The following is a 24398-nucleotide window of genomic DNA, read 5'->3' on the forward strand; positions in this document are numbered from 1 at the left end:
ACCATGACTGCTTCGGCTCCCTATGCGCTGGAACTGAAATCCGTGCGCAAGAGCTTCGGCAAGAGCGAGATCATCCGCGGCGCGGAGCTGGCGGTGAGGCCGGGCGAACGCGTCGCGATCATCGGCCCCAACGGCGCCGGCAAGTCCACGCTGTTCAACCTGATCAGCGGCCGCTTCGCGCCCACCAGCGGTGAGATCCGGCTCTTCGGCGAGCGCATCGACCAGCTGGCGCCGTACCAGATCAACCGCCGCGGGCTGTCGCGCAGCTTCCAGGTCTCCAACCTGTTCACGCGGCTGTCGGTGTTCGAGAACATCCGCTGCGCGCTGCTGTGGTCGATGGGGCACAAGTACGCGTTCTGGAAGTTCCTCGCCGGCATGGACGACGTCAACGACCGCGTCGAGGAGTTGCTGGAGATGCTTCACCTCGACAAGAAGCGCGACGTGCCGGCGGTGAACCTGACCTATGCCGAGGCGCGCGTGCTGGAGATCGGGATCACGATCGCCGGCGGCGCGCAGGTGATCCTGCTGGACGAGCCGACGGCGGGCATGAGCAAGAGCGAGACGAAGCGCTTCATCCAGCTGATCCGCCAGGTCACCGAAGGTCGCACGCTGCTGACGGTGGAGCACGACATGGGCGTGGTCTTCGGCCTGGCCGACAAGATCGCGGTGCTGGTCTACGGCGAGGTGATCGCCTTCGACACGCCCGATGCGGTGCGCGCCAATGCGCGCGTGCAGGAGGCGTATCTCGGATCGGTGCTGGCCGAATCGCAGACCGCGGGAGCACCGGCATGAGCGTCGCGATGAACGACACCAACATCGGCGCGATGCGCGCCGCATCGACGGGTGCCGCGGCGGTCGCGAGTTCGCGCGCGCTGCAGCTCGACAACGTCCACGCCTTCTACGGCAAGAGCCATGTGCTGCACGGTGTGACGATGGAGGTCCGGCCCGGCGAGATCGTCAGCCTGCTGGGCCGCAACGGCTCGGGCCGCTCGACGACGGTGAAGACGATCATGGGCCAGGTGGACGGCACGGGCTCGATCGCGTGGGGCGGTGAAGCGCTGCTGGGCCGCAAGGCCTACGAGATCGCGCACCGGGGCATCGGCTACGTGCCGGAGAACCGCGACATCTTTCCGAAGCTCACCGTGCACCAGAACCTCCTGCTCGGCGAGAAAGGCAGCGGGGGCGGCCGTCGAGGCGCCGCGAAGCCGCGCTGGAGCTTCGATGACATGTACGCGATGTTCCCGCGCCTGAAGGAGCGCCAGCACACCGAGGCCGGCGTGCTGTCCGGCGGCGAGCAGCAGATGCTGACGCTGTGCCGCACGCTGATGGGCGATCCCGACCTGATCATGATCGACGAGCCGACCGAAGGCCTGGCGCCGAAGATCGTCGAGCTGGTCGCGGAGTACCTCAAGGAACTGAAGCGGCGCGGCGTGTCGGTGCTGCTGGTCGAGCAGAAGCTGGCGATCGCGCTGGAGATCTCCGAGCGCTGCTACGTGATGGGCCACGGCCGCATCGTCTTCGAGGGTACGCCGGCGGACCTTCGCGCGAACGCCTACGTGCGCAAGGAGTGGCTGGAAGTCTGAAGCCGCGCGCGATAGCCGTTCATCGGTATCGCTGCAGCACGTTCAGCGCGGGTCCGTAGTCCCAGCCCTTGGGAATGCCCGGCAGTTCGAGGCCGCGCGGGAGCATCACGCATCGCAGGCGAGGCATCGCCCGCATCTGGCCGAACAGGCGCGCCACATCCAGGCGTGAGGGGTCGGCGCTCCAGAGCGAGAGCATCGACAGCGTCGAGAGGTTGCATCCCTCGACCAGGGTCCCGTCCGGCGCCCGGCAGTCCAGGTGCTCGATCCCCAGCCGTTCGGCGCTCTCCTTGAACTGGGCCGGATCCGGCATGCGATACAGGTGCATGCTCCTCAGCATCAGCGCCGCCCCGGCGCGATAGCAGACGGTGCCGATGAGGCCGGGCGGAGGCAGTTCGGCGCATTCGAGCACCGAGAAGGGCAGGACCGTCGGGAACCCGGCCCCGCCGTGCTTCTCCATCCGGTCCGTCGCGTCGAGGATGGCGTCCACCGTCGCCGCGCGACAGCGCGCCCGGTCCTGTGTGGGCGCGGCGTGGATCCATTGGGCAAAGCGCGCCCGCTGTGCCAGCAGCGCCCGGTCGTCCCCCGGCTTCTGCGTGTACGTGCCGATCCGCAGATCCTTCGTGAGATGCCAGGTCGTCGCCAGGACCTCGAGATCGCCGCGCGTCAGCGCGCACCCGGCCGGGCCATCGAGCTTGTCGCCGAGCTCGCGCAGCTTGGGGATGCCGGGCAAGGGGCGGTAGAGACATTCCGGCAGCGACGCCAGCGCCGCACGAACGGCGGCAGCCTGGGCCGCATTCAGCAGCAGGGCGACATGGCGGCCCGACGTGCTGGCACTCAGACAGTCCTCGGCGTTCTTCACGATGTCTTCGACGGTTTCCCACCCCGCGCGTTCTTCCGGAGACGGCGTCCACCTGCCGTCCAGGGCCAAGCGATCCATCAGCAGCGTCTGGCGGTCGTCGAGCCGCCACGCGTCGGGGGTGCAAGGCACGCCGGCGCGCCTCTCAGGCGTGCCATCGGTCCCGGCGGGGACGCCCATCAAAGGCATGGAAGGCATAGGAGGCATCGAGGACGTCGAGTCCAGGTTCATGTGGATTCCAGTTGCATCGGGGGGCGTTGAGTTGGCTGGAGGCCATTGCGGTTCCGTGGGTCGAGTGCCGTCGTCGGCACGGCGCGAGGGCGACGTGCCCGGTCAGGAGCCTGTCGAGGCGGGGTAGGCCTTGCGCAAGGGATCGAGCCATTCGTCCATCAGGGCGAAGGTCAGCCTGTCCAGTTCGAGCGGCATCTGCTCCTGGATCTCCTTGTAGCGCCGCTCCGCCTCGAGGTCCGATGGGTCCTCGTCCGCACGTTCTCCGGCCTCCAGGAATCGCTGTTGCCACTCGTCGTTCGCCGCCTGGTAGGACGGATCGAGCCGCAACCGCTCCACGGCGCGATGGGCCGTTCCGCTGGTCGATTGCATGAACTCGCGCAGCGTCGGGAAGTCGGCGCGGACCTCGTTGCCGAGGATCAGGTCGACCTCTTGCCGCTGGCTGTCCGGCCAGTCCTCCAGCGTGGGCTCGCGACCCAGCGCCCTGTTGTTCATGCCGCTCTGCTGTACGAAGAAGGGGACGCCGGTCCGGGTGAAGGGCTTCTCCGTGATCTGCGTCAGCCGGAAGTCGATCAGCGCCTGCAGCGAGAGGCTGTGTTCGATGTTTTCCGCGTCGGGGTCATGGATGCCGACGTAGAGGTCGGCCAGGTCGTGCAGGCTCATGCGCATCAGTGCGCCCGGGTCGCTGCCCGCGCGGAGCATCTGGTCCATGCTGGCGAGCGTCTTGCGCTTCGCATCGATGCAGGTCCAGGGGCCCGCCAGGTCGTTGCTCAGCTCGGACAGCAACGCGGGCTCGGCGGTCAGCATCTGCAGGAGGCTCTGGCTGCGGGCCATCATCTCCTGGCGGACGATGCCTGCGTACAGCGGGCCCAGCGCGGTCAGCTGCCGGCTGGACTCCACGAGAAGTCCACCAGGCGCTGGCTGTCGTCGCACGCCTCGATCGCCTGCCAGAGAGCCTCGGGATCCTCGGCTCCCCAGTCGGCGAGCACCGCGGCAGACCCCTGGGCCTGCTGGAGCGTCTCCCTGGTCAGCTGCCATGACGTTGCCGAGCGCTCGGCGCGCCACCCGCTGGGGGCTTCAAGCGCGTCTTCCGTGTCGGCAGGCATTCTCACCAGCAGCAGCGCGCGGTCCGGCTGACTGGCCAGCGCCACGGCGAAGCGGCCACAGCGATCCGAGTCGCCCCGGAGATCGACGTGTGTGGCGCAGTCCGGCATCCATGAGAGGGGCTCGGGCGGCTCGTCGCCGAGAGAAACTTGCCAGGAGCGCAGATCGAGGCCGGTCAGCGCATCGCGGACGCTGTCCGGATCCAGGGGCCGGGCGTGACGCAGGATGACATTGAAGTCGCGCGCCTCCAGGTCGAGTTCGGCCAGGAGCGCCGGCGGCGGCAGTGAGAACCGGCTGGCGCGTTGGCGGGTCAGACCTTGACCGTCGAGATACAGGTTCTCCTGCAACGTGTCCTTCACGACTTCACGCAAGGCTCGCCCGCCGCTGGCCCTGGCCTCCGCGTCCCGATCCGAGTACGCGTCCGTCTCCCATCGGGCGAGCTTGGCCAGCGCCTTCGTCCAGGGGGCGCCCGTGTTGCCACGAGCGGCCTGCAAGGCGTCCATGCACGCGATGACCAGGTCGTTGCGGGACGCATGCGTATCGAAGTCGGGTGCCGACGTCTCCGAGGCGCCCTGGCCTTGCTGCCGCAGCGCGAGGGCTTGCTGCCGCTGGCGACCGCTCAGCAGGCACAGGGGCACCTCCGCGATCATTGCCGCCATTTCCTCGGTGCCGGGGAGCATGCGTCGCCTGCTGGGCGCGAAGACCCTCCGGAACGGGCTTTGTGGCCAGCCAGCTTCGACCTCCGCCAGTCGATTCAAGCAGCTTTCGACCAGCGGCGAGAGGGCCAGCGTCTCTCCTTGTTCGAGTCGTTCCATTTTCGCCACCTCGTGCGCCGGCAGCGACCAGGGCGGCGGCAGGCCGGTCTGGCGCGTGCCATGTTCAATGGGGGGGCGTCGCCCCACATCGTGGTGCCGAGAGACGCGGTGGTGTGACTGGAAGGGATCATGACGCTGTCCAAGCTGAGGGCAAGGTAGTGCTCAGTCGTTGCCGCAGGTTCGTTGACCGTGGTCATGTGTCCGGCGTCCGGACGGCGGGCGCTCGGCCCGATCAAGAGTCCGCCGAGGCGGGGTAGGCCTTGCGCAAGGGATCGAGCCACCCGTCCATGAGGGCGAAGGTCAGCTTGTCCAGCTCGAGCGGCATCTGCGTCTGGATCTCCTTGTAGCGCCGCTCCGCCTCGAGGTCCGATGGGTCCTCGTCCGCGCGTTCTCCTGCCTCCAGGAATCGCTGTTGCCACTCGGCATTCGCCGCCTGGTAGGACGGATCGAGGATCAGCCGTTGCGTGGCGCGACAGGCCGGCCCGCGGGTCGACTTCATGAGTTCACGCAGCGTCGGGAAGTCGGCACGGACCTCGTTGGCGAGGATCAATTCGGCCGCCGCTCGCGGGCCGTCCTTCCAGTCGTCCACCGTGGGCTCGCGATCCACCACGCGGTGCTTCATGCCGCCGATCTCGGCGTAGAAGGGCAGCGCGGCGCGGATGAACGACTTCCCCGTGATCTGCGCCAGTCGGAGGTCGAGCAAGGCCTGCAGCCCGATGGCGCGTTCGATGTCTTCGGCGATGTTGCCGCCCGTGAAGCTGACGTGCAGTTGGCCCAGACTGCGCGAGCTCATGCAGAGCAGCGCGCCGGCGGCGTCGTCCGCGGAGCCGGCGCCGCCCGTGCGCATCGTCAGTTCCATGTCGGAGAGCGCCTGCCCCAGCGCGTCGACGCAGGGCCCGAGGTCCACCAGATCGCAGACCACCTCCGACAACAACTCTGGCTGGTCGGCCAGCATCCGCAGCAGGCGTCGACCGCGGGCGATCATGTCTTCGCGCAGCGCGGGCGCGCTGGGCTCACTCAGTTCGGTCAGCTTCGTCCTGAACGTGTCGAGGAATTCCATCAGGCGCCGGCCGTCGTCGGAGGTGCCGAGCCAGTCCCTCAGATCCGCGAGCTCGTCGCCGCCCCAGTACGCGAATGCCGACGCGGGATCCGGGGCTTCGACGGGCGTTTCGGCAGACAGTCGCCATACCCCTGCCATCGAATCGGCGTGCCAACCGTCCGGAAGCGGACCCAGCCCATGCGGCATGGGTTCATTGACGCGCACTTCCCGGAGTCGACGCGCTTCCCCACGGGCCAATGCCAGCGCGAAGCGGGCGCAGCGGTCCGGATCTCCCCAGAGGAACACGTGCTCGGCACCGTCCGGAATCAACAGGGGGGACAAGCCCGGATCGTCGCGGCTCAGGCGCAGGCTCCAGTCGCGCAGGTCGATGGCGCGCTCGGTGTCGAGGAAGGCCTGGAGATCCCAGGGACGGGCCGCGCCCAGTTCCGCGACGAGATCCCGCCCCCGCAGGTCCAGCGCCTCGACAAGCGCGCGGGGCGGCAGGGAGAACTCAGGCGCGGGGCGGTCCGTCAAGCCGTGACCGTCGAGTTGCAGGAGCCCTTCGCCCGGGTCCCTCACCACCTCGCGCAATGCGCGGCCACCGCTCGCCCGGGCGTTCGCCTCGGGTTCCGAGGACACGTCGGCCTCCCATCGGGCGAGCGTCGCCAGCACCGTTGCCCGGGAACTTCCCATGCCGCCGCGGGCGGCATTCAACATGTCCAGGGTCGCGAGACACAGGTCCTCCCTTGCGGGCCGCCGGATCGAAGAACGGGGCGCTTGCACGCGATCCGCGCAGCCCGTGCCGTCGCAGCGCGAGGACGTGCTGCCGTTGTCCGGCGCTCAGCAGGCACAGGGGCACCTCGGCGATCAGCGCTTGCGCTTCCTCGTCGCTGGGGCGGGCCAGCCGGCGTTCCAGGAATGCTCTCCGGAACGCGCTGCCCGACACGTGGTCGTCGACCGCGGCCAGTCGATTCAGGCATTGTTCGACCGGCGGCGAGAGTGCCAACCGCTCGCCTCGTTCGAGTCGTTCCAACTTCGTCATCTCCTCCGCGGGAAGCGACCAGGCGAACGACCGCGCCGTGGCGACCGGATGCGGGTCGTGCTCGACATCAGCGCCCGCGTCCCGCGCGGGGTGGGCGGCAGCCGTGGTGGAGCCGGGAGGGATCATGGCGGTGTCCGAACCGAGGGGGAAAGGTAGTGCCCAGGTCTTTCCGCCGGTTCGTCGAGTGCCGCGATGCCCTGGCCGTTTCGACCCCGCGTTCCTGTCCCGACATCCCCACCCCCCACGTTCATGGTCCCTCCGCGCCGTTGCGCCGTCCCCTGATCCGGGTGGCTCGCGGGGCCCCGTCGCACGGTCGTCGCACTACATTGACCGGCAGGCAACAAGAACAGGGAGCCTCCCAGATGAATTCGGTGCAGCCATGGATGATGGTCGTCGGGACGCTGGCCGGATTGGCGGTCGGTGGCGCCGCGGTGAGCGGGTGGTGGTGGCCCAAGCTCAGGCGCGCGCGCCGGCTGATCGACCGGATCGAATCGTCGCGTCTGCTGCTCAACGAGCAGACCACGCAGGCGCGTCGTCAGATCGAGCGCCAGCAGATGGAGCTCGGCGAGCTTCGCCTGGTCGTCGAACGGCTGCGCCGCAAGGCGGCGATCGCCGCCGCGCCGCACGACACGGGCGACGGGGCTGATTCCATCCTGCCGCTGGATTCCGTGTCGCCGATCAGCGCGCCCACGCCGCTGCCGGCATTCCGTCCGATCGACAAGCCGCGGCACGCGCCCGCGCCCACGGTCGCCAGCGTCGACGCCGCGCTGGAGCGCCAGGACCGCGCCCGCGAGCGCGCCGCCCAGGGCGGCTTCGCCCGCACCGAGATCCAGGACGACGACGGCCCGAACTCGCGCGGCTTCATGCCGACGCAACTCGACAAGCCCTTCTGAGCCGTGGCGGCGGCCGGCGCGCCGGCCCTTCAGCCGATGAGCGCGATGCCGCCCGCTTCCGCCTTGCGGCGCAGCTCGTCCCAGTCCCTGGGCCATTGACCTTCCAGCTCCATCCGGACGAGGCCCTGGGGAAGGTGCAGCTGACGCAGGAGTTCCGCGTCCGGAAGATCGGGCGCCGCCAGTTCGCCCAGACGATCGGCCCCCGAGCGCCAGGCGCCGAGCACCGTGGGAGACGCGTCCCGCTCCGGATCGGTCACGGCCGCGAGCCTCAGCAGGTCCGCCATGTCCTGGCGGATGTAGGGATGGACCGTGTCGTGCTGCGAACGCTCCCACCGCTTGAGGCCCGCCAGGCCTTGCAGCACTTCGGCGTCGAATCTCGCGCCGCCCGGAACGACGCGATCGAACAGGGGCTGGAGCTCGCCCAGCAGTTCGTGAAGACGAAGCAGTTGCTCGTACGAACAGTCCCGCGGCGCGTCGCCGCCGAGGAGCTGTTGGCACTCGCGGATTTGCGCCTGGTGCCGGGCGCAGAGCAGACCGGGGGGCAGCAGCATCAACAAGGCCCGCGCATCCTGGCGCTCGTCCCGGGCCAGTGGCGCCAGGTCGTCGAGGCTCAACGCGCCGTCATGGGCATGGACGAGCCGCTCCTGGACGGTCGCCAGCCAATCCGGCAACGCGCGCAACGCCGCCCGTTGCGTCTCCGAGACGGGAAGCGGCTCGCCGCCAGCCAGCGCCTCCAGCCACGGGTCGTCGGGCAAGTCGCCCCACGGATGTTCGTGCGCGGGCACGATCGTCGTCGAGTCGGCTTCGCCGCAGGATGCGGCCTGTGCCGCGATGCGGGGGAGGGCATGCATGCTGAATCTCCGCTGAACGCAAGCTCACGGACCCCGACCCGCGACGGGCTGCCGGACGGGATGCCGCAGGACACGTCGGTGGGCGCGGGACTTCGGGTTCGCCTGATCCGTTCAGGCGGCCGCCTTCCGCACATCCCCCTTGGCCCTTTGTCACAGCAGGGCCAGGCCGCCTCCGAGACCTGGACGCTGGGCTTGCCGACGAGGGAGTGTCTCGTGGTCCTGCTCGCGCCGGACCAGCGTGTCGCCTTCCAGCCGCCAGCCGTCCGGCGCCACGATCGGCGCCTGGTGCAGCGTCCAGCGGATGCTTCCGCCTGGGCGCAGTTGCGGCGCGATCTCGGCGAATGCGGCATTCAAGGTCGATCGATCGTCGGCGCCGATGCGCACGCTGAAGACCCCGTCGATGCAGAACGCTTCGGGCCATGCCTCGCCGGGCCTGAGCTCGACGCTGATCGCCCGGGTGCCCGCAGCCGCAGCCTGCTCGGCAAACGCACGCGCATCCGCAGGCCGCTGGTCACCCATGATGAGATGCAAGCCGTGCTTGGGCGGTCCGATCAACTTCAGCAACTCCAATGGAGGCCATGCCGGCGCATGGGTCGGGTTGTCGAGCGGCACGTCCTTGCAAGAGGAGTAGCTCCCGGGCTCTTCGCGCCAGAACTGCGACTTCAGCGCGTCCGAGATGATCTGGGGATGGGTGCCGGGGGCCAGTCCGCGCCGTTCCTCCCACTGCACCAGGTGGGAGAGCCGCCGCACCAGGATCGGATCATGTTTCCGGCCACCCTGCGCCAGCCGTTTCAGGGCTTTGACCTGGTGATGTAGCGCGAGGCGCAAGTCGTTGAGTGCGCCCAGGAAGTCGCGTTCCGGGATCAGATCGGGTGGCAGCGCCATCTCGCGCGCGACGGGGTCTCGGAGCAAGCGCAACCACGTGCTGTGCTCCCGTGCGACATTGACCGGCAGCAGGGCGGCCGGCACGGCGCGCAGCAGCGTCATGATGTCCGCCAGAACCTCCGGATCGAGCTCGCCAGCCGACGACAGCGGACGGTTCCTGTGGGGGGTACGCCCGGCTTCGTCAATCCGGCCCAGGAGTTCCTTGTTTCGCGCCAGCAATGCCGTGACCTGCGGAGACAGGGACAGCGCGAGGTCCCTGTGAAAGGCGTCGAGGGTCTGGCGCGTGGTGTCCTGGGACTCCCGGGGCGGGGGTGGTCTCCACGCAGGAGACGGCGTCCAGGGACAAGGGCTCCGCGCCGCCGGGGAAGGCGCCGGAAATCGGTGAGGGGAACATGGCGAGGTGTCAGACGTTCAACGAACCGACAGACAGAGTGGCGGGCGGGCGGCGACGTGTTCGGTCGCTCATGCCGGGCGCTCCGCACTTCCCCCGTAGCGCCCTGTCACAGCAGAGACAATCCGCGCGCCTCGGCGCTGCCTAGAATCGAACGATCGTTCTTTTCGCCGGCGGCCTACGGAGACACGCGGCCGCGGCGAGGCGACTCTTCAGCATCGGAAGGAACAAGCATGGGTGCCAGCTACGAAGTCCGCGGTCAGGTCGCGGTGATCACGCTCAACAATCCGCCGGTCAACGGCCTGGGTCACGCCACGCGGCTGGCCGTCGCCGAGGGCGTCGAGAAGGCGGAGAACGATCCCGCCATCAAGGCCATCGTGATCACCGGCGCCGGCAAGGCGTTCTCCGGCGGCGCCGACATCCGCGAGTTCGGCTCGCCCAAGGCGCTGGCCGAACCCAACCTGGGCTCGCTGATCAACCGCGTCGAGTCCTGCACCAAGCCGGTCGTCGCCGCGATCCACAGCGTCGCCATGGGCGGCGGCCTGGAACTGGCGCTGGGCTGCCACTACCGCGTGACCGCGCCCGGCGCCAAGATCGCGCTGCCCGAGGTGAAGCTGGGCCTGCTGCCCGGCGCCGGCGGCACGCAGCGCCTGCCGCGCGCGCTGGGCGTCGAGCCCGCGCTCAACATGATCGTCAGCGGCGAGCCGGTCCTCAGCGAGCAGCTCGCGCAGGTCCCCGGCCAGGTGCTGTTCCAGAAGGTCGTCGACGGCGACCTGATCGACAGCGCCGTCCAGTTCGCGATGAGCATCGCCGACAAGCGCCCGCTGCCGCGCGTGCGCGACATCAAGGCCCAGCATCCTGAAGCCCAGGCCTACTTCCAGTTCGCGCGCAACACCGTCGGCGCGATGGCCAAGAACTTCCCCGCGCCGCTGCAGTGCGTGGAAACGGTTGCGAACGCGGTGGCCATGAAGTTCGAGGACGGCATGCGCGCCGAGCGCGACGCCTTCCAGCAGCTGATGCTGACGCCCGAATCGAAGGCGCTGCGCCACGCGTTCTTCGCCGAGCGCGCCGCGTCCAAGATCCCCGACGTGCCCGAGGACACGCCGCTGCGCAAGATCGAGCAGGTCGCCATCATCGGCGCCGGCACTATGGGCGGCGGCATCGCGATGAACTTCCTGAACGCCGGCATCCCGGTGACGATCCTCGAGATGAAGCAGGACGCGCTGGACCGCGGCGTCGCCACCATCCGCAAGAACTACGAGGCGCAGGTCAAGAAGGGCAAGCTCAAGGAAGACCGCTACGCCCAGCGCATGAGCCTGCTGGGCACGACCCTGAGCTACGCCGAGATCGGCCAGGCGGACCTGGTCATCGAGGCGGTCTTCGAGGACATCGGCGTCAAGGAGCAGGTCTTCAAGCAGCTCGACGCGGTGATGAAGCCCGGCGCGATCCTGGCCAGCAACACCTCGACGCTGGACGTCGACAAGATCGCGGCCTTCACCAAGCGCCCGCAGGACGTCATCGGTACCCACTTCTTCAGCCCGGCCAACGTGATGAAGCTGCTGGAGGTGGTGCGCGGCGCGGCCACCGCCAAGGACGTGCTGGCCACCGTGATGGCGCTGGGCAAGAAGATCCGCAAGACCTGCGTCGTCTCCGGCGTCTGCGACGGCTTCATCGGCAACCGCATGATCGAGCAGTACAGCCGCCAGGCCGGCTTCCTGCTGGAAGAGGGCTGCACGCCGCAGCAGGTGGACAAGGCGGTGGAGCGCTTCGGCTTCGCGATGGGCCCGTTCCGCATGGGCGACCTGGCCGGCAACGACGTGGGCTGGTACATCCGCAAGCGCCGCTACCTGGAGAAGCCGGACCTGCGCTACTCCAAGACCGCCGACCTGCTGTGCGAGATGGGCCGCTTCGGGCAGAAGACCGGCGCGGGCTGGTACGACTACCTGCCCGGCAAGCGCGACGCGATCCCGTCCAAGACGGTGCTGGAAATGATCGACATGCATCGCTCGGCGCTGGGCATCACGCCGCGCAAGATCAGCGACGAGGAGATCGTGCAGCGCCTGGTCTTCGCCCTGGTCAACGAGGGCGCGAAGATCCTGGAGGAGGGCATCGCGCTGCGCGCCTCCGACATCGACATGGTCTACCTCACCGGCTACGGCTTCCCGCTCCATCGCGGCGGCCCGATGTGCTACGCCGACACGGTCGGCCTCTACAACGTGGTGCAGGCGATGAAGCGCTTCGCCAAGAACCCGCTGGACGACGGGAAGTTCTGGGAGCCCGCGCCGCTGCTGCAGCGCCTGGCCGACCAGGGCAAGGGCTTCAACGACTGACCCCCGCGGACCGCATCAGGAGAAAAGAATGAGCAAGGCATTGATCGTTTCCACGGCCCGCACCCCGCTCGCCAAGAGCTGGAAGGGTTCGTTCAACATGACCCACGGCGCGACGCTGGGCGGCCACGTGGTGCGCGCGGCGCTGGAGCGCGCCGGCATCGAGGGCGGCGAGGTCGAGGACGTCCTCATGGGTTGCGCCACGCCCGAAGGCGCCACCGGCGGCAACATCGCGCGCCAGATCGCGCTGCGCGCCGGCCTGCCGGTGAGCGTCTCCGGACAGACCGTCAACCGGTTCTGCTCCAGCGGCCTGCAGACCATCGCGACCGCGGCGCAGCGCATCATCGCGGGCGAGGCGGACGTGTTCGTCGCCGGCGGCGTGGAGAGCATCTCCTGCGTCCAGAACGAGGCCAACCGCCACATGGGCCACGAGAGCTGGCTGTCGGCGCACAAGCCCGAGATCTACTGGTCCATGCTGCAGACGGCCGAGAACGTCGCCCAGCGCTACAAGATCCCGAAGGAGCGCATGGACCGCTACGGCGCGGCCAGCCAGCAGCGCGCCTGCGCCGCGCAGGCCGAGGGCCTGTTCAACGCCGAGATCGTGCCCATCACCGTGATGGCCGGCGTCGCCGACAAGGTGCGCGGCATGACGACGAAGGAGGTCACCGTCAGCGTCGATGAAGGCCTGCGCGTGGGCACCACCTACGAGAGCATCAAGGACATCCGCACGGCGGTCCCCGGCGGCGTGGTCACCGCGGGCAACGCCAGCCAGTTCAGCGACGGCGCCGGCGCGTGCGCGATCGTCAGCGAGGCCTATGCCCAGAAGAAGGGCCTGAAGCCGCTGGGTCGTTTCCTCGGCTTCGCCGTGGCCGGCTGCGAGCCCGACGAGATGGGCATCGGCCCGGTCTTCGCCGTGCCCAAGGTGCTCAAGCGCCTGGGCCTGAAGGTGTCGGACATCGACCTGTGGGAACTCAACGAGGCCTTCGCGGTGCAGGTGCTGTACTGCGCGGACACGCTCGGCATCCCGATGGACCGGTTGAACGTCAACGGCGGCGCGATCGCGATCGGCCATCCGTACGGCGTGTCGGGGCAGCGCCTGACCGGCCATGCGCTGATCGAAGGCAAGCGTCGCGGAGCCAAGCGCGTCTGCGTGACGATGTGCATCGGCGGCGGCATGGGCGCCGCCGGCGTGTTCGAAGTCCTGTGAACCCGCGCAGGTCCGAAGCAATGACGACGTCCGTGGCCTCCGTGGCCTGCTTGCCGTCGGCGACGCCGCCGACGTCTGCGGGGCCTGCGGTCGCCGCGGCTGCGGTCATCGGCCTGCTGTTCGCGCTGGCGGCGACGCCCGCCGCTGCCGCCGGTCGCAAGGAACCACCGAGCGTGCCGGAGTCCCAGGCGATCGACGGCATCCATGATGCGCTGCGCGCCAGCGACTGCGCGCTGGTGGCGAGCCGTCTCAACGACGGGCTCAAGCGCAAGTACCCGTCGGTCTATCTGCTGGCCGGCACGCTGTACGAGCAGGGCCTCTGCCTGAAGCCCGACTGGGAGCGGGCCGCGCGCCTGTACCAGCAGGCGCACGTCGCCGGCGAGCCGCAAGGCTTGCAGCGGATGATCGCGGGCCTGGCCGAGGGCGGCCGCGACCGCGCGGCGGCGATGTACTGGGCGCTCGAGGATCCGTCGGGACTGCCCGACGAATGCCTGGCCGGCCGGGAATTGCGCAACGAGCCCGAGGCCTACGTGGCGCAGCTGCGCCGCTGGCCCGCGGGCCGCCTCGATGCCTGCGTGTACCTGGTGGGCGTTGCGTCCGCGATCGCCGGGGAGATCGAGTACCCCAGCGTCGGCACCGCCTACGCGGTCTACGGCCGCTACCAGATGGACTTCCATCCGGCCGCGGCCACGGTCGAGTGGGAGGAACTCGAGCTGCGCATGGGCAACATGGGCGGCGCGATCAGCGGCGACGACGTGCGCGAGCGCGACAGCGCCCGCGTCAAGCAGACGCTGCGCACCGCGCTCCAGGAGACCAGCCACCGCGCGCTGCGGCGCTTCACCAAGCCGGCCGACGTGCCGACGCAGTGGCGCATCCAGCGCGAGTTCGCGTTCAACATCCACGGCTGAGCGCGGCACGCGCCCGGCCTGACGTCATCCAGGAGGGCGCCATGCGCCAGACCCTCGACTTCCTGCTCTACGACTGGCTGAAGGTGCAGGACCTCGGCCGGCGCGAGCGCTTCTCGGAGCACTCGCGGGAGACCTTCGACGCGGTGCTCGACACCTGCGAGAAGATCGCCCGCGAGAAGTTCGCGCCGTTCAACCGCCTGGCCGATACCGAGGAGCCGCGCTTCGACGGCGAGCGCGTGTTCCTGCCCAAGGCGACGCACGAGGCGCTCGCCGCCTACGTCGGCTCCGGCATGCTGGCCGCCGCGCAGGACTACGAGCACGGCGGCATGCAGCTGCCCTGCGTCGTCGAGATGGCCGCCAACTGCTTCTTCAGCAAGGCCAGCGTGTCCCTGGGCGGCTACGCGATGCTGACCAATGGCAACGCCAATCTGCTGATGGCGCACGGCACGGACACGCAGCGCGAGGTCTTCGCGATGAACGAGCTGTCCGGGCGCTGGTTCGGCACGATGTGCCTGTCGGAGCCTCAGGCCGGGTCGTCGCTGTCCGACGTGGCCACGCGCGCCGAGGCTGACGGCGCGGACTTCGAGGCCGATCCGCTCGGCCCGCGTTACCGGCTCACTGGCAACAAGATGTGGATCTCGGGCGGCGAGCACGAGATCACCGAGAACATCGTCCATCTGGTGCTGGCGAAGATCCCCGGACCCGACGGCAAGCCGCTGCCGGGCACCAAGGGCATCTCGCTGTTCATCGTGCCCAAGCACCTGGTCGACACGGGCGGGCAGCTCACCGGCGAGCGCAACGACGTGGCGCTGGCGGGCCTGAACCACAAGCTCGGGTATCGGGGCACGACGAACTGCCTGCTCAATTTCGGCGAAGGACGCCACACGCCGCGCGGGAAGAAGGGCGCCATCGGCTACCTCGTCGGCAAGCCCGGCGACGGCCTGCGGCAGATGTTCCACATGATGAACGAGGCCCGCATCGGCGTCGGCCTCGGCGCGGTGATGCTGGGCTACGCGGGCTACGAGGCGAGCCTCGAGTACGCGCGTCAACGCCCCCAAGGTCGGCCGGTCGCCGCGCGAGCCGGCGACGGGCCGTCCCGAGCAGGCGAGACCCCCTCGGGGGGCGGCGACCGCGCAGCGGGCGACCGGGGGCTGACAACCTTCAAGGACGCGGCGCGGCCGCAGGCGCTGATCATCGAGCACGCCGACGTCAAGCGCATGCTGCTGACGCAGAAGAGCTTCGTCGAAGGCGGTCTGGCGCTGGAGCTGTTCTGCGCGCGGCTGGTCGACGAGCAGCACACGGGCTCGGCGGATGAGATCGCTGCGGCGAAGCGGTTGTTGGAAGTCCTCATCCCCATCGCCAAGAGCTGGCCCAGCGAGTGGTGCCTGGAGGCGAACTCGCTCGCGATCCAGGTGCTGGGCGGCTACGGCTACACGCGTGATTTCCCGGTCGAGCAGTACTGGCGCGACAACCGCCTGAACATGATCCACGAGGGCACGCACGGCATCCAGGCGCTGGACCTGCTGGGCCGCAAGGTCGTGATGGACGGCGGGCAGGCGCTGATGGCGCTGGCCGCGCGCATCAGCGACACCGCGCAGCGCGCCGGCCAGGTGCCAGGTCTTGCCGAAGCGGCGAACGAACTCGGCGCGGCGCTGGCCGCCGTCGGCGGCGCCACGAAGAAGGCCTGGTCGACCGGCGAGCCCGAAGCGGCGCTCGCCAACGCGACGCCGTACCTGCAGGCCTTCGGGCACACGGTGCTGGCGTGGATCTGGCTGGACGTGGCGCTCTCGCTCGATGGGCGGGAGGACGACTTCGCCCATGGCAAGCGCGCCGCGCAGCGCTACTTCTTCGCGTATGAGCTGCCCAAGATCCATGCCTGGCTCGGCGTGGTCGCGCGGCGCGAGGCGCTCACGCGCGAGATGCAGGACGCCTGGTTCTGACCCCCGCCGTCACCGCCGTCGACGACGCCGGTGACGGTGACATGACCCACATCGAGAACATCAAGGAGACGACGATGAGCAGCAAGGTACAAGACCTCTTCGACCTGACCGGCCAGGTGGCGCTGGTGACGGGCGGATCCCGCGGCCTCGGGCTGCAGATCGCGGAGGCGCTCGGCGAGGCCGGCGCGACGCTGATGCTGAGCTCGCGCAAGGCGGGCGATCTGGAGGAAGCCGTGGCGCATCTGAAGGCGCGCGGCATCGCGGCGCAGTACATCGCCGCCGACGCCTCCGACGAGGCGCAGGCGCGGGGCATCGTCGATCAGACGCTCGCGAAGCTCGGCAAGATCGACATCCTCGTCAACAACGCCGGCGCGACCTGGGGCGCCCCGGCGGAGGACCACCCGGTCGAAGCCTGGGACAAGGTGATGGACCTGAACATCCGCAGCCTGTTCGTGATGAGCCAGGAAGTCGCGCGCCGCAGCATGATCCCGCGCAAGTCGGGCCGCATCATCAACGTGGCCTCGATCGCCGGCCTGGGCGGCAACAGCGGCATGATGAAAACGATCGCCTACAACACCAGCAAGGGCGCGGCGGTGAACTTCACCCGCGCGCTGGCCGGCGAATGGGCGTGTACGGCATCACCGTCAACGCACTGGCGCCGGGCTTCTTCCCCAGCAAGATGACCAAGGGCCTGATGGCGGCGATCGGCGAGGAGAAGCTCGCCGAGCACGCCCCGCTCAAGCGCATCGGCGATGATGAGGACCTCAAGGGCGCCGCCTTGCTGTTCGCGAGCCGCGCCGGGAAGCACATCACCGGGCAGATCCTCGCGGTCGACGGCGGCGTCTCCGCCGTCCACGGCAGTTGATGGCTCCTCCCCCTACGCGCTTCGCGCGCCCCCCCACCGGGGGGCGAGCCCGAAAGCCCGGCAGAGCCGGATCTCCGGGCTCCGCTTGGCGGGGACGGCGTCATGCCGTCGTGGGCGCATCTGCCCGTGATTCGAGGTTGTCGTGACTGAAAAGCCGTCGTTGAAGTTCCCCGTCCACATCCCCTTCGTCCAGCAGCTGGGCTTCGAGCTGGTCCGCATCGACGAGGGCGAGGCCGAGCTGCGGGTCGACATCCGCGAGCTGCATCTGAACTCGTGGGAAGTGGCGCATGGCGGCGTGCTGATGACGCTGCTGGACGTGGCGATGGCGCATGCGGCGCGCAGCGTGCACCGCGACCAGCCGGGCTTCGGGCCCGGCGTGGTGACGGTGGAGATGAAGACCAGCTTCATGCGCCCCGGCGAGGGCGCGTTGCGGGCCGTGGGCCGGCTGCTGCACCGCTCGACGACGATGGCCTTCTGCGACGGCGCGGTCTACGGCGAGGACGGCAAGCTCTGCGCCCATTCGACCGGCACCTTCAAGTACCTGAAGGCGCTGCCCGGGAAGGGCCGCAGCCTCAAGGCGCTGCAGCGCAGCGAGGACTGAGCCCGTCGGCCCGAGGGCTCATCCTTGCGCCGTGCTCCGGACCGACCGGAGTCGCTCGGTGGCGGAGTTCCGCGCCGGCAGTGGGGGAGGTGTCGGATCCTGGTCCGCGACCAGCCGGCGCACGACATCCAGTGCGACGTCCAGATGACGGATGGTCTCGGGCGCAAGCTCGAGCGGGGCAGCGGGGCGCCTCGAGACGAGCACCATCTTCGCCTCGATCATCGACTGGCGTTCCGCCGGCCTGAGGTGATCCGGCGGCACGGCGACCAACGCGCGCGCGATGGCGATCGCATCCGATGACGAGATGGCGCAACGCGGGTGTTGACCCTCGTCGCTGGCGCGGGTCTGGAGCCAGGCCATCGGCGCGCGCAGCGCATCCACCGCTGCGCAGACCTGCTGAATCGTCGCGCCGAGCGACGATCGCGGCGTCACCATGTCGAGAGGCACGCCTTGACGACGCATCTCCATCGCGTCCGCCTTGTGTTTGACATGGACCGGATCCGCCAGACCGGCGGGCGCGCGGCGAGCTTCGGCGAACACGTAGCTCGAGCCCTCGACCTCGTCCGGGCCCTCCACATAGACCGAGCCCTCGAAAGGACTCGTGTCCAGGGCGTGGTCCTTGCCATCGCGACGCTGCAGGGAGGCCGGACCCTTGGGGACGACCAGGGATTCGGGGCGCTCGTAGATGCCCCTGTCGCGGCGGGGAAGGACGTCGTGGTCCTTGCTGCGGCGGGGCGGAATGACGTCGTCGTTGTCGCCGCGGCGCGGAGGAACGGCATAGTCGTGGCCGGTGCGGCGAGGAGGAATGGCGTACTCGTGGCCGGTGAGGCGAGGCGGCACGTCATAGACCGATGAGTCCGTGCTGGTCGGCGCCGGCGCGACGGGGACCGGCGGTGTCCGGGGCCGCAGCCGGCGCGGCTTCGAGCAGGGCCGTGGCGACAGCGCCTCCTCGACCGCCGCCATCACCGGCTTCGGCTCGATGTGACGCGCGCCGATCACGCACATCAATCGCAAGGCGATGTCCACAGGGCAATCCTGCGGCAACACCAGGGTCCGCGTCGGCCCGCTCAGGCGCTGCATCAGGCTGCCGGTCAGCCCGTCCAGGAGACGATGCGGCACCGCCGACAGATCCAGGGTTTCCGGTTTGCGGACCAGGGCCTTCTCGATCTGCCGGGCCGCGGCGAGGGCCTCCTTCCCGTGCTTCTCCCTTTCAATCCACTTGCGCACCTGAGGATCTCTCGGCGCCTGCGCCGGCCCGTCATTGCCGCCGAGCCAGGAGGGAAGATGGGAGCGACGGAAGATCTGCGACATGGTGAGGTGGCGTAGGGCTGGAAGGACGATGTCAGTCGACAGCCGCAGGCCGCGGTTCTTGACACGAATCTGCAGGTCGCCTCAGAAAAAGCACGCTCGTTCTTTTCTGTCACCCGAGGGACGTGAAGGGGGAAGAGGGCGTGGTTCAATCGTCGGCATTCCGTCACGGATCGTGGCCGGGTTTCCGCCCGCGATTCCCCTTCATGAGCCATGCGCTGACATGGATCCACAACGACCGAGGAGCCCCCGATGAGCCAAGTGAACCGCCAGATCCATCTGGTGTCCCGCCCGACCGGAGAGGCCGGCACTGACAACTTCAAGCTGGTCGAACAGCCGATCCCCGAACTCGCGGACGGCCAGGTGCTGGTCCGCAACCATTACCTGAGCCTCGACCCCTACATGCGCGGCCGCATGAACGAGAGCAAGAGCTACGCCGCGCCGCAGCCGCTGGACGCGGTGATGATCGGCGGCACCGTGGGCGAGGTGGTCGCGTCGAAGAACCCGCACTTCGCCGTCGGCGACAAGGTCGTCGGCATGGGCGGCTGGCAGGAGTACCAGCTCGTCGACGCCAACCAGCGCGGCGTGCTGCAGAAGGTCGACACGACGCATGTGCCGCTGTCCGCCTACCTGGGCGCGGTGGGCATGCCCGGCGTGACCGCGTGGTACGGCCTGGTCAAGATCATCGATCCGAAGCCGGGCCAGACGGTGGTGGTCAGCGCCGCCAGCGGCGCGGTGGGCGGCGCGGTCGGCCAGCTGGCCAAGGTCCGCGGCGCGCGCGCGGTGGGCATCGCCGGCGGCGCCGACAAGTGCCGCTACGTCGTCGAGGAACTCGGCTTCGACGCATGCATCGACTACAAGCAGCACACCGACCTCAAGTCGCTGTCCGCCGCGCTGAAGGCCGAGTGCCCGGACGGCATCGACGGTCACTTCGAGAACGTCGGCGGCATGATCCTCGACGCCGTGATGCTGCGCTCGAACGCGTTCAGCCGCATCGCGATGTGCGGGATGATCGCCGGCTACAACGGCGAGCCGATCCCGCTGACGCTGCCGCAGCTGATCCTCACGAACCGGATGAAGATCGAGGGCTTCATCGTCTCCGAGCACATGGACATCTGGCCGGAAGCGCTGAAGGAACTCGGCACGCTGGTCGCGACCGGCAAGCTGAAGTTCCGCGAGAGCGTCGCGCAGGGCCTGGAGAACGCGCCCGAGGCCTTCCTGGGGCTGCTCAAGGGCCGCAACTTCGGCAAGCAGCTGGTGAAGCTGATCTGATGGTCGGCCCGCGCTGGATCAACCAGCCCTTCGACGAGCTCGGCGTCCGGGGCCTGTACCGCGCGCTGCGCCTGCGCGCCGAGGTCTTCGTCATCGAGCAGCGCTGCCTCTACCTCGACCCCGACGGGCTCGACGAGCACGCCTGGCATCTGCAAGGAGTGGGGCAGGGCGTGGACGGCGCGGAGGAACTCTTCGCCTACGCGCGTCTGCTGCCGCCGTCGATCGGCGACGGCTCGGCGCGCATCGGCCGCGTCATCACGGCGTCGACGGCCCGCGGCGGCGGCCTGGGCCGCGCGCTGATGAGCCAGGCGCTGTGCGAATGCCAGAAGCTCTGGCCGGGCCAGCCGGTCGAGCTCGGCGCGCAGGCCCACCTGCGCGAGTTCTACGGCAGCTTCGGCTTCACGCCGATCTCGGACGTCTACGACGAGGACGGCATCCCCCACATCGACATGCGCAAGGACGCGACGCCATGAGCGGCCCCACCCACGAGTCCCCCCATTCCGCCGGCCTGCCGTCCGCCGACGACCTGGTCCTGCATCACTACAGCAGCTCGCCGTTCGCGGAGAAGGCGCGGCTGATGCTGGGCCTCAAGGGCCTGGCGTGGCACTCGGTGACGGTGCCGATGGTGCTGCCCAAGCCTGATGTCGTGGCGCTGACCGGCGGCTACCGCCGCACGCCGTTCCTGCAGCTCGGCGCGGACATCTACTGCGACACCGCGCTGATCGCCGAGGTGCTGGAAGGCCGTCGTCCGACGCCCAGCCTGTACCCCGCGGCCGTCGCCGGCCACGCGCGCATGCTGGCGCAGTGGGCCGACACGGACCTGTTCTGGACCGCGCTGCCGTATGCGATGCAGCCGGCGGGCGCGACCGCGCTGTTCGCCGGGGCGCCGCCGGACATGCTGAAGATCTTCGTCGCCGATCGCAAGGCAATGAGCGAGGGCATGCCGCAGGTGCGCGGCGTCGACGCCGGCGCGGCATTGACGCAGTACCTCGAGTGGCTCTCGTCGATGCTGTCCGACGGCCGGCCGTGGCTGCTCGGCGACGAGACGAGCATCGCCGACCTCAGCGTCTATCACCCGCTGTGGTTCGTGACCCGGACCGGGCCGCTGGCCGATATTTTCCAGCCGCATGAGGCGCTGCGGGCCTGGATGGGCCGCGTCGCCGCGATCGGTCATGGTGAGCGGGCCGGCAAGCTCGACGGCGCCGCGGCGATCGCGCTGGCGAAGACCTCGACACCGCGTCCCGCGCGGGTCGAGGAGGGCCTGGGCTTCGCCGCCGGCGACGCCGTGACGGTCACGCCCTACGACTACGCCCGCGACGCGGTCGCCGGCACGCTCGTGGGCCTGAGCTGCCGCACGGTGACGCTGGCCCGCGAGGACGAGCGCGCCGGCCGCGTGCACGTGCACTTCCCGCGCATCCGCTACGCGCTGAAGCGCGCATAGCCCGATCGGGCCCGCGAAGACGGGCTCGGGTGCCTGCGTGGAATGCAGGACAAGAACGCATCAAGGAGACAAGCGCATGAAGGACTATCAAGGCAAGACCGCAGTGATCACCGGCGCGGGCTCGGGCTTCGGGCTCGAGGTGGCGCGCATCGCCGCGTCGCGCGGCATGAACCTGGTGCTGTGCGATGTGCAGCAGGACGCGCTCGACCGGGCCGCGTCGGAGTTCGCCGCGCACCCGGTGCTGGCGCAACGCGTCGACGTGTCCAAGGCCGACCAGATGGAGGCCCTGGCGGCCGCGGTGAAGGAGCGCTTCGGCGCGCCGAACTTCGTGTTCAACAACGCCGGTGTCGGTTCGGGCGGGCTGATCTGGGAGAACGCGCTGTCGGACTGGGACTGGGTCCTGGGCGTCAACCTGATGGGCGTGGTGCACGGCGTGCGCCTGTTCACGCCGATGATGCTGGAGGCCGCCGGCCGGGACCCCGCATGGCAGGGGCACATCGTCAACACCGCCTCGATGGCCGGCATGCTGAACCCGCCCAACATGGGCGTCTACAACGTGTCCAAGCACGCGGTGGTGTCGCTCAGCGAGACGCTGTACCAGGACCTCGCGCTGGTGACGGACCAGGTGCGCGCGTCGGTGCTGTGCCCGTTCTTCGTGCCCACCGGCATCACGCAGAGTCATCGCAACCGGCCTGCCGACGGACCCGGGCACCTGGGCGCGGACAAGCCGACCAGGAGCCAGCTCATCTCGCAGGCGATGACCGACAAGGCGGTCAGCTCGGGCAAGCTGACGGCGGCGGACGTCGCGCGCATGGTGTTCGAGGCCATGGACGAGGAGCGCTTCTACATCTTCAGCCACCCGCAGGCGCTCAAGGGCGTGCAGACGCGGCTGGAGGGCGTGATGCAGCTGCGCAACCCGACCGATCCGTTCGAGGACAAGCCGGAGATCGGCGCGAAGCTGCGGGCCTCGCTGCGCGGCTGAAGCCGGACAGCGCACGGCAAGGTGTCGGAGACACCTGACACTTCTGACAGGGACCTCCCCCGGATGCGGGAGAGCCCTTCCCCTCGCGCCGGAGAGGCGGGCCCACAATCCTTGCGTGGTCCTGTTCGCACTCCCCCGACTTCTGCGCGTGCTGCCGCGCCTGCTGCCGATCCTGGCCGCGGCCGTGGCGGCGTGGCTGGCATTGGCGGGACAGGGGCACGCCGATTCGCGTGACTGGCTGACGACCGAGGAGCGCGCCTGGGTGGCGCAGCATCCGGTGCTGCGGGTCGGGGGCTCGGCGAGCTACGGGCCGTTCACCTATGTCGACGAGGAAGGCCGCCTCACCGGCCTGTCGGTGGACTACGCGCGGCGCTTGATGGAGCTCACCGGACTGCGCTTCGAATTCCAGCCGCCGCGGCCCTTCGCGGACAACCTGGACGCGCTGGCGGCCGGCACGCTCGACGTGCAGATGTCGCTGCGCGAGACGCCGGAGCGCACGCAGCGCTTCGGCTTCACCCGACCCTACATCACGGTGCCGGCGGTGCTGCTGCGCCGCGCCGGCGCGGGCGACGACCCGCTGCGACCGGGCGAGGCGGTGGCGGTGGCGCGCGGCTACGCGGTGGCGGAGTTCCTGCGCGACCGCTACGCCACCAATCCCTTGCAGGTCGAGGTCGACGACCGCACGGTGCTGCGCCGGCTGGCCGGCGGCGAGGTCGGCGCGGCGGTGGTGGACCTGGCCGGCGCGACCTACCTGATGCGGCGCGACGGCATCGGCAACCTGCGGGTGGTGGACGACATCGGCTACGCGTACGGGCTGGGCATCGGCTACCGGCGCGACTGGCCGATGCTGGGCCGCATCCTGGACAAGGCGCTCACGCGCATCGGCGACAGCGAGCGCCAGGCCATCGCGGACCGCTGGATCACGCAGGACACCGCGGCGATGCGCTGGCAGCGCCGCGCGCTGTGGGGCGTGGGTGTCGCGCTGGCGCTGGTCGTCGCCGGGCTCGGCGTGACGCTGCTGTGGAACCGCGCCTTGCAGCGCCAGGTGCGGCTGCGCGGCGAGCTGCTGCAGCGCGAGCTCGGCGAGCGCATGCGGCTGCAGGACGTGGACCGGGCCCGCGAGCTGGCCGAGGTCACGAGCAAGACCAAGAGCGAGTTCCTGTCCCAAGCCAGTCATGAGCTGCGCACGCCGCTGAACGCGGTGCTGGGCTTCAGCCAGTTGCTGGCCCACGATCCGAAGCGCCCGCTGGACGATGTGCAGCAGTCGCGCCTGCGGCACATCGACGAGGCGGCCAAGCATCTGCTGGTGCTGATCGAGGACATGATGACGCTGTCGCGTGTCGAGGCGAACACGCTGACCGTGCAGTCGCTGCCGCTGCAGGCGGGGCCGCTGCTGCGCCGCGTGGTGGAACTCGCGCAGCCGGCGGCGGCGGCGGCCGGCGTCGACCTGCAGGTCGGCATGACGCCCGAGGAGGACAGCACGCTCCCCCTCGTCCAGGCCGATCCCATCCGGCTGGAGCAGGTGCTGCACAACCTCATCTCCAACGCCATCAAGTACAACCGGCGCGGCGGCTGGGTGAAGGTCCGCGCCTGCGCGGAACCGCGCGGCTTCCGCATCGAGGTCGCCGACAACGGCATCGGCCTGAGCCCCGAACAGCGCTCCCAGCTGTTCCAGCCCTTCAACCGGCTCGGGCGCGTGGACCAGCCCGGGCACGGCATCGGGCTGGTCATCTGCAAGCAGCTCATGGAGCGCATGGGCGGGCGCATCCTCGTCGACAGCGAGAGCGGGCAAGGCTCCCGCTTCACGCTGGAGCTGCCGGCCGTGCCGGCCGCCGCCTAGGCCGTCTAGGCCGCCTAGGC

General features: G+C 69.6%; 20 protein-coding genes and 1 pseudogene. 14 read left to right on the top strand and 7 right to left on the bottom strand.

The genetic code is table 11. The features are described from left to right. Positions 1–3: 3 nt before the first annotated feature. The gene (locus tag ACFJIX_RS15315; protein WP_377161464.1) at positions 4–792 is read left to right on the top strand and encodes an ABC transporter ATP-binding protein; all 789 of its coding nucleotides are present in this window, start codon (positions 4–6) and stop codon (positions 790–792) included. A 32-nt stretch (positions 793–824) separates the two neighbouring features. Further along, a complete protein-coding gene (locus tag ACFJIX_RS15320) occupies positions 825–1583 on the top strand; it encodes an ABC transporter ATP-binding protein (RefSeq protein WP_377161797.1) in 759 nt (252 codons plus the stop codon). 19 nt (positions 1584–1602) lie between these two features. Here the strand turns inward: ACFJIX_RS15320 and ACFJIX_RS15325 are convergent, their stop codons facing one another. From ACFJIX_RS15325 to ACFJIX_RS15340, 4 genes are all read right to left on the bottom strand, one after another. After that, a complete protein-coding gene (locus ACFJIX_RS15325) occupies positions 1603–2619 on the bottom strand; it encodes a hypothetical protein (RefSeq protein WP_377161466.1) in 1017 nt (338 codons plus the stop codon). A gap of 153 nt (positions 2620–2772) precedes the next feature. Further along, positions 2773–3567, bottom strand: coding sequence for a hypothetical protein (locus tag ACFJIX_RS15330; RefSeq protein WP_377161468.1), 795 nt, complete (start codon positions 3565–3567; stop codon positions 2773–2775). Then, a complete protein-coding gene (locus ACFJIX_RS15335) occupies positions 3546–4586 on the bottom strand; it encodes a hypothetical protein (RefSeq protein ID WP_377161470.1) in 1041 nt (346 codons plus the stop codon). The genes ACFJIX_RS15330 and ACFJIX_RS15335 overlap by 22 nt, the downstream gene beginning before the upstream one ends. A gap of 232 nt (positions 4587–4818) precedes the next feature. Further along, positions 4819–6342, bottom strand: coding sequence for a hypothetical protein (locus ACFJIX_RS15340; RefSeq protein ID WP_377161472.1), 1524 nt, complete (start codon positions 6340–6342; stop codon positions 4819–4821). A 687-nt stretch (positions 6343–7029) separates the two neighbouring features. Here ACFJIX_RS15340 and ACFJIX_RS15345 point away from each other — a divergent pair. Continuing rightward, positions 7030–7560, top strand: coding sequence for a hypothetical protein (locus ACFJIX_RS15345; RefSeq protein WP_377161474.1), 531 nt, complete (start codon positions 7030–7032; stop codon positions 7558–7560). Positions 7561–7589: 29 nt separating this feature from the next. Here ACFJIX_RS15345 and ACFJIX_RS15350 read toward each other — a convergent pair whose 3' ends face one another. Further along, positions 7590–8411, bottom strand: a complete 822-nt coding sequence (locus ACFJIX_RS15350; protein ID WP_377161476.1) for a hypothetical protein — start codon at positions 8409–8411, stop codon at positions 7590–7592. Between the two features lie 150 nt (positions 8412–8561). Further along, positions 8562–9515: a hypothetical protein gene (locus ACFJIX_RS15355; protein ID WP_377161478.1), complete on the bottom strand. Its 954-nt coding sequence runs from the start codon at positions 9513–9515 to the stop codon at positions 8562–8564. 405 nt (positions 9516–9920) lie between these two features. On the opposite strand from ACFJIX_RS15355, the gene ACFJIX_RS15360 reads away from it, so the two are divergent. The 6 genes and pseudogenes from ACFJIX_RS15360 to ACFJIX_RS15385 all read left to right on the top strand — a co-directional run bounded on the left by ACFJIX_RS15360 (position 9921) and on the right by ACFJIX_RS15385 (position 17535). Beyond that, positions 9921–12017, top strand: a complete 2097-nt coding sequence (locus ACFJIX_RS15360; protein ID WP_377161480.1) for a 3-hydroxyacyl-CoA dehydrogenase NAD-binding domain-containing protein — start codon at positions 9921–9923, stop codon at positions 12015–12017. A 28-nt stretch (positions 12018–12045) separates the two neighbouring features. Beyond that, on the top strand, positions 12046–13221 hold the full coding sequence (locus ACFJIX_RS15365) for an acetyl-CoA C-acyltransferase (RefSeq protein ID WP_377161482.1): 1176 nt from the start codon (positions 12046–12048) through the stop codon (positions 13219–13221). A gap of 20 nt (positions 13222–13241) precedes the next feature. Beyond that, positions 13242–14129: a hypothetical protein gene (locus tag ACFJIX_RS15370; protein ID WP_377161484.1), complete on the top strand. Its 888-nt coding sequence runs from the start codon at positions 13242–13244 to the stop codon at positions 14127–14129. A gap of 41 nt (positions 14130–14170) precedes the next feature. After that, positions 14171–16069, top strand: a complete 1899-nt coding sequence (locus ACFJIX_RS15375; protein ID WP_377161486.1) for an acyl-CoA dehydrogenase — start codon at positions 14171–14173, stop codon at positions 16067–16069. A 74-nt stretch (positions 16070–16143) separates the two neighbouring features. Continuing rightward, positions 16144–16934 (top strand): annotated as a pseudogene (locus tag ACFJIX_RS15380) (SDR family oxidoreductase). A gap of 142 nt (positions 16935–17076) precedes the next feature. Beyond that, positions 17077–17535: a PaaI family thioesterase gene (locus ACFJIX_RS15385; RefSeq protein WP_377161488.1), complete on the top strand. Its 459-nt coding sequence runs from the start codon at positions 17077–17079 to the stop codon at positions 17533–17535. Positions 17536–17553: 18 nt separating this feature from the next. Here ACFJIX_RS15385 and ACFJIX_RS15390 read toward each other — a convergent pair whose 3' ends face one another. Continuing rightward, complete coding sequence (locus ACFJIX_RS15390; RefSeq protein ID WP_377161490.1) at positions 17554–18846, bottom strand: hypothetical protein; 1293 nt, start codon at positions 18844–18846, stop codon at positions 17554–17556. Positions 18847–19095: 249 nt separating this feature from the next. Between ACFJIX_RS15390 and ACFJIX_RS15395 the strand changes: the two genes are divergently transcribed. The 5 genes from ACFJIX_RS15395 to ACFJIX_RS15415 all read left to right on the top strand — a co-directional run bounded on the left by ACFJIX_RS15395 (position 19096) and on the right by ACFJIX_RS15415 (position 24378). After that, a complete protein-coding gene (locus ACFJIX_RS15395; protein ID WP_377161492.1) occupies positions 19096–20115 on the top strand; it encodes an NADP-dependent oxidoreductase in 1020 nt (339 codons plus the stop codon). Then, positions 20115–20588, top strand: coding sequence for a GNAT family N-acetyltransferase (locus ACFJIX_RS15400; protein WP_377161494.1), 474 nt, complete (start codon positions 20115–20117; stop codon positions 20586–20588). Before ACFJIX_RS15395 ends, ACFJIX_RS15400 begins: the two co-directional genes overlap by 1 nt. Continuing rightward, positions 20585–21556: a glutathione S-transferase family protein gene (locus ACFJIX_RS15405; protein WP_377161496.1), complete on the top strand. Its 972-nt coding sequence runs from the start codon at positions 20585–20587 to the stop codon at positions 21554–21556. The genes ACFJIX_RS15400 and ACFJIX_RS15405 overlap by 4 nt, the downstream gene beginning before the upstream one ends. 76 nt (positions 21557–21632) lie before the next feature. Continuing rightward, entirely contained in the window at positions 21633–22538 is a 906-nt protein-coding gene (locus ACFJIX_RS15410) for an SDR family oxidoreductase (protein ID WP_377161498.1), read from the top strand. A 115-nt stretch (positions 22539–22653) separates the two neighbouring features. Continuing rightward, entirely contained in the window at positions 22654–24378 is a 1725-nt protein-coding gene (locus ACFJIX_RS15415) for an ATP-binding protein (RefSeq protein ID WP_377161500.1), read from the top strand. The last annotated feature ends 20 nt before the right edge of the window (positions 24379–24398 follow it).

The sequence above is a fragment of the Roseateles sp. UC29_93 genome (assembly GCF_042695725.1).
Lineage (GTDB): Bacteria > Pseudomonadota > Gammaproteobacteria > Burkholderiales > Burkholderiaceae_C > Roseateles > Roseateles noduli_A.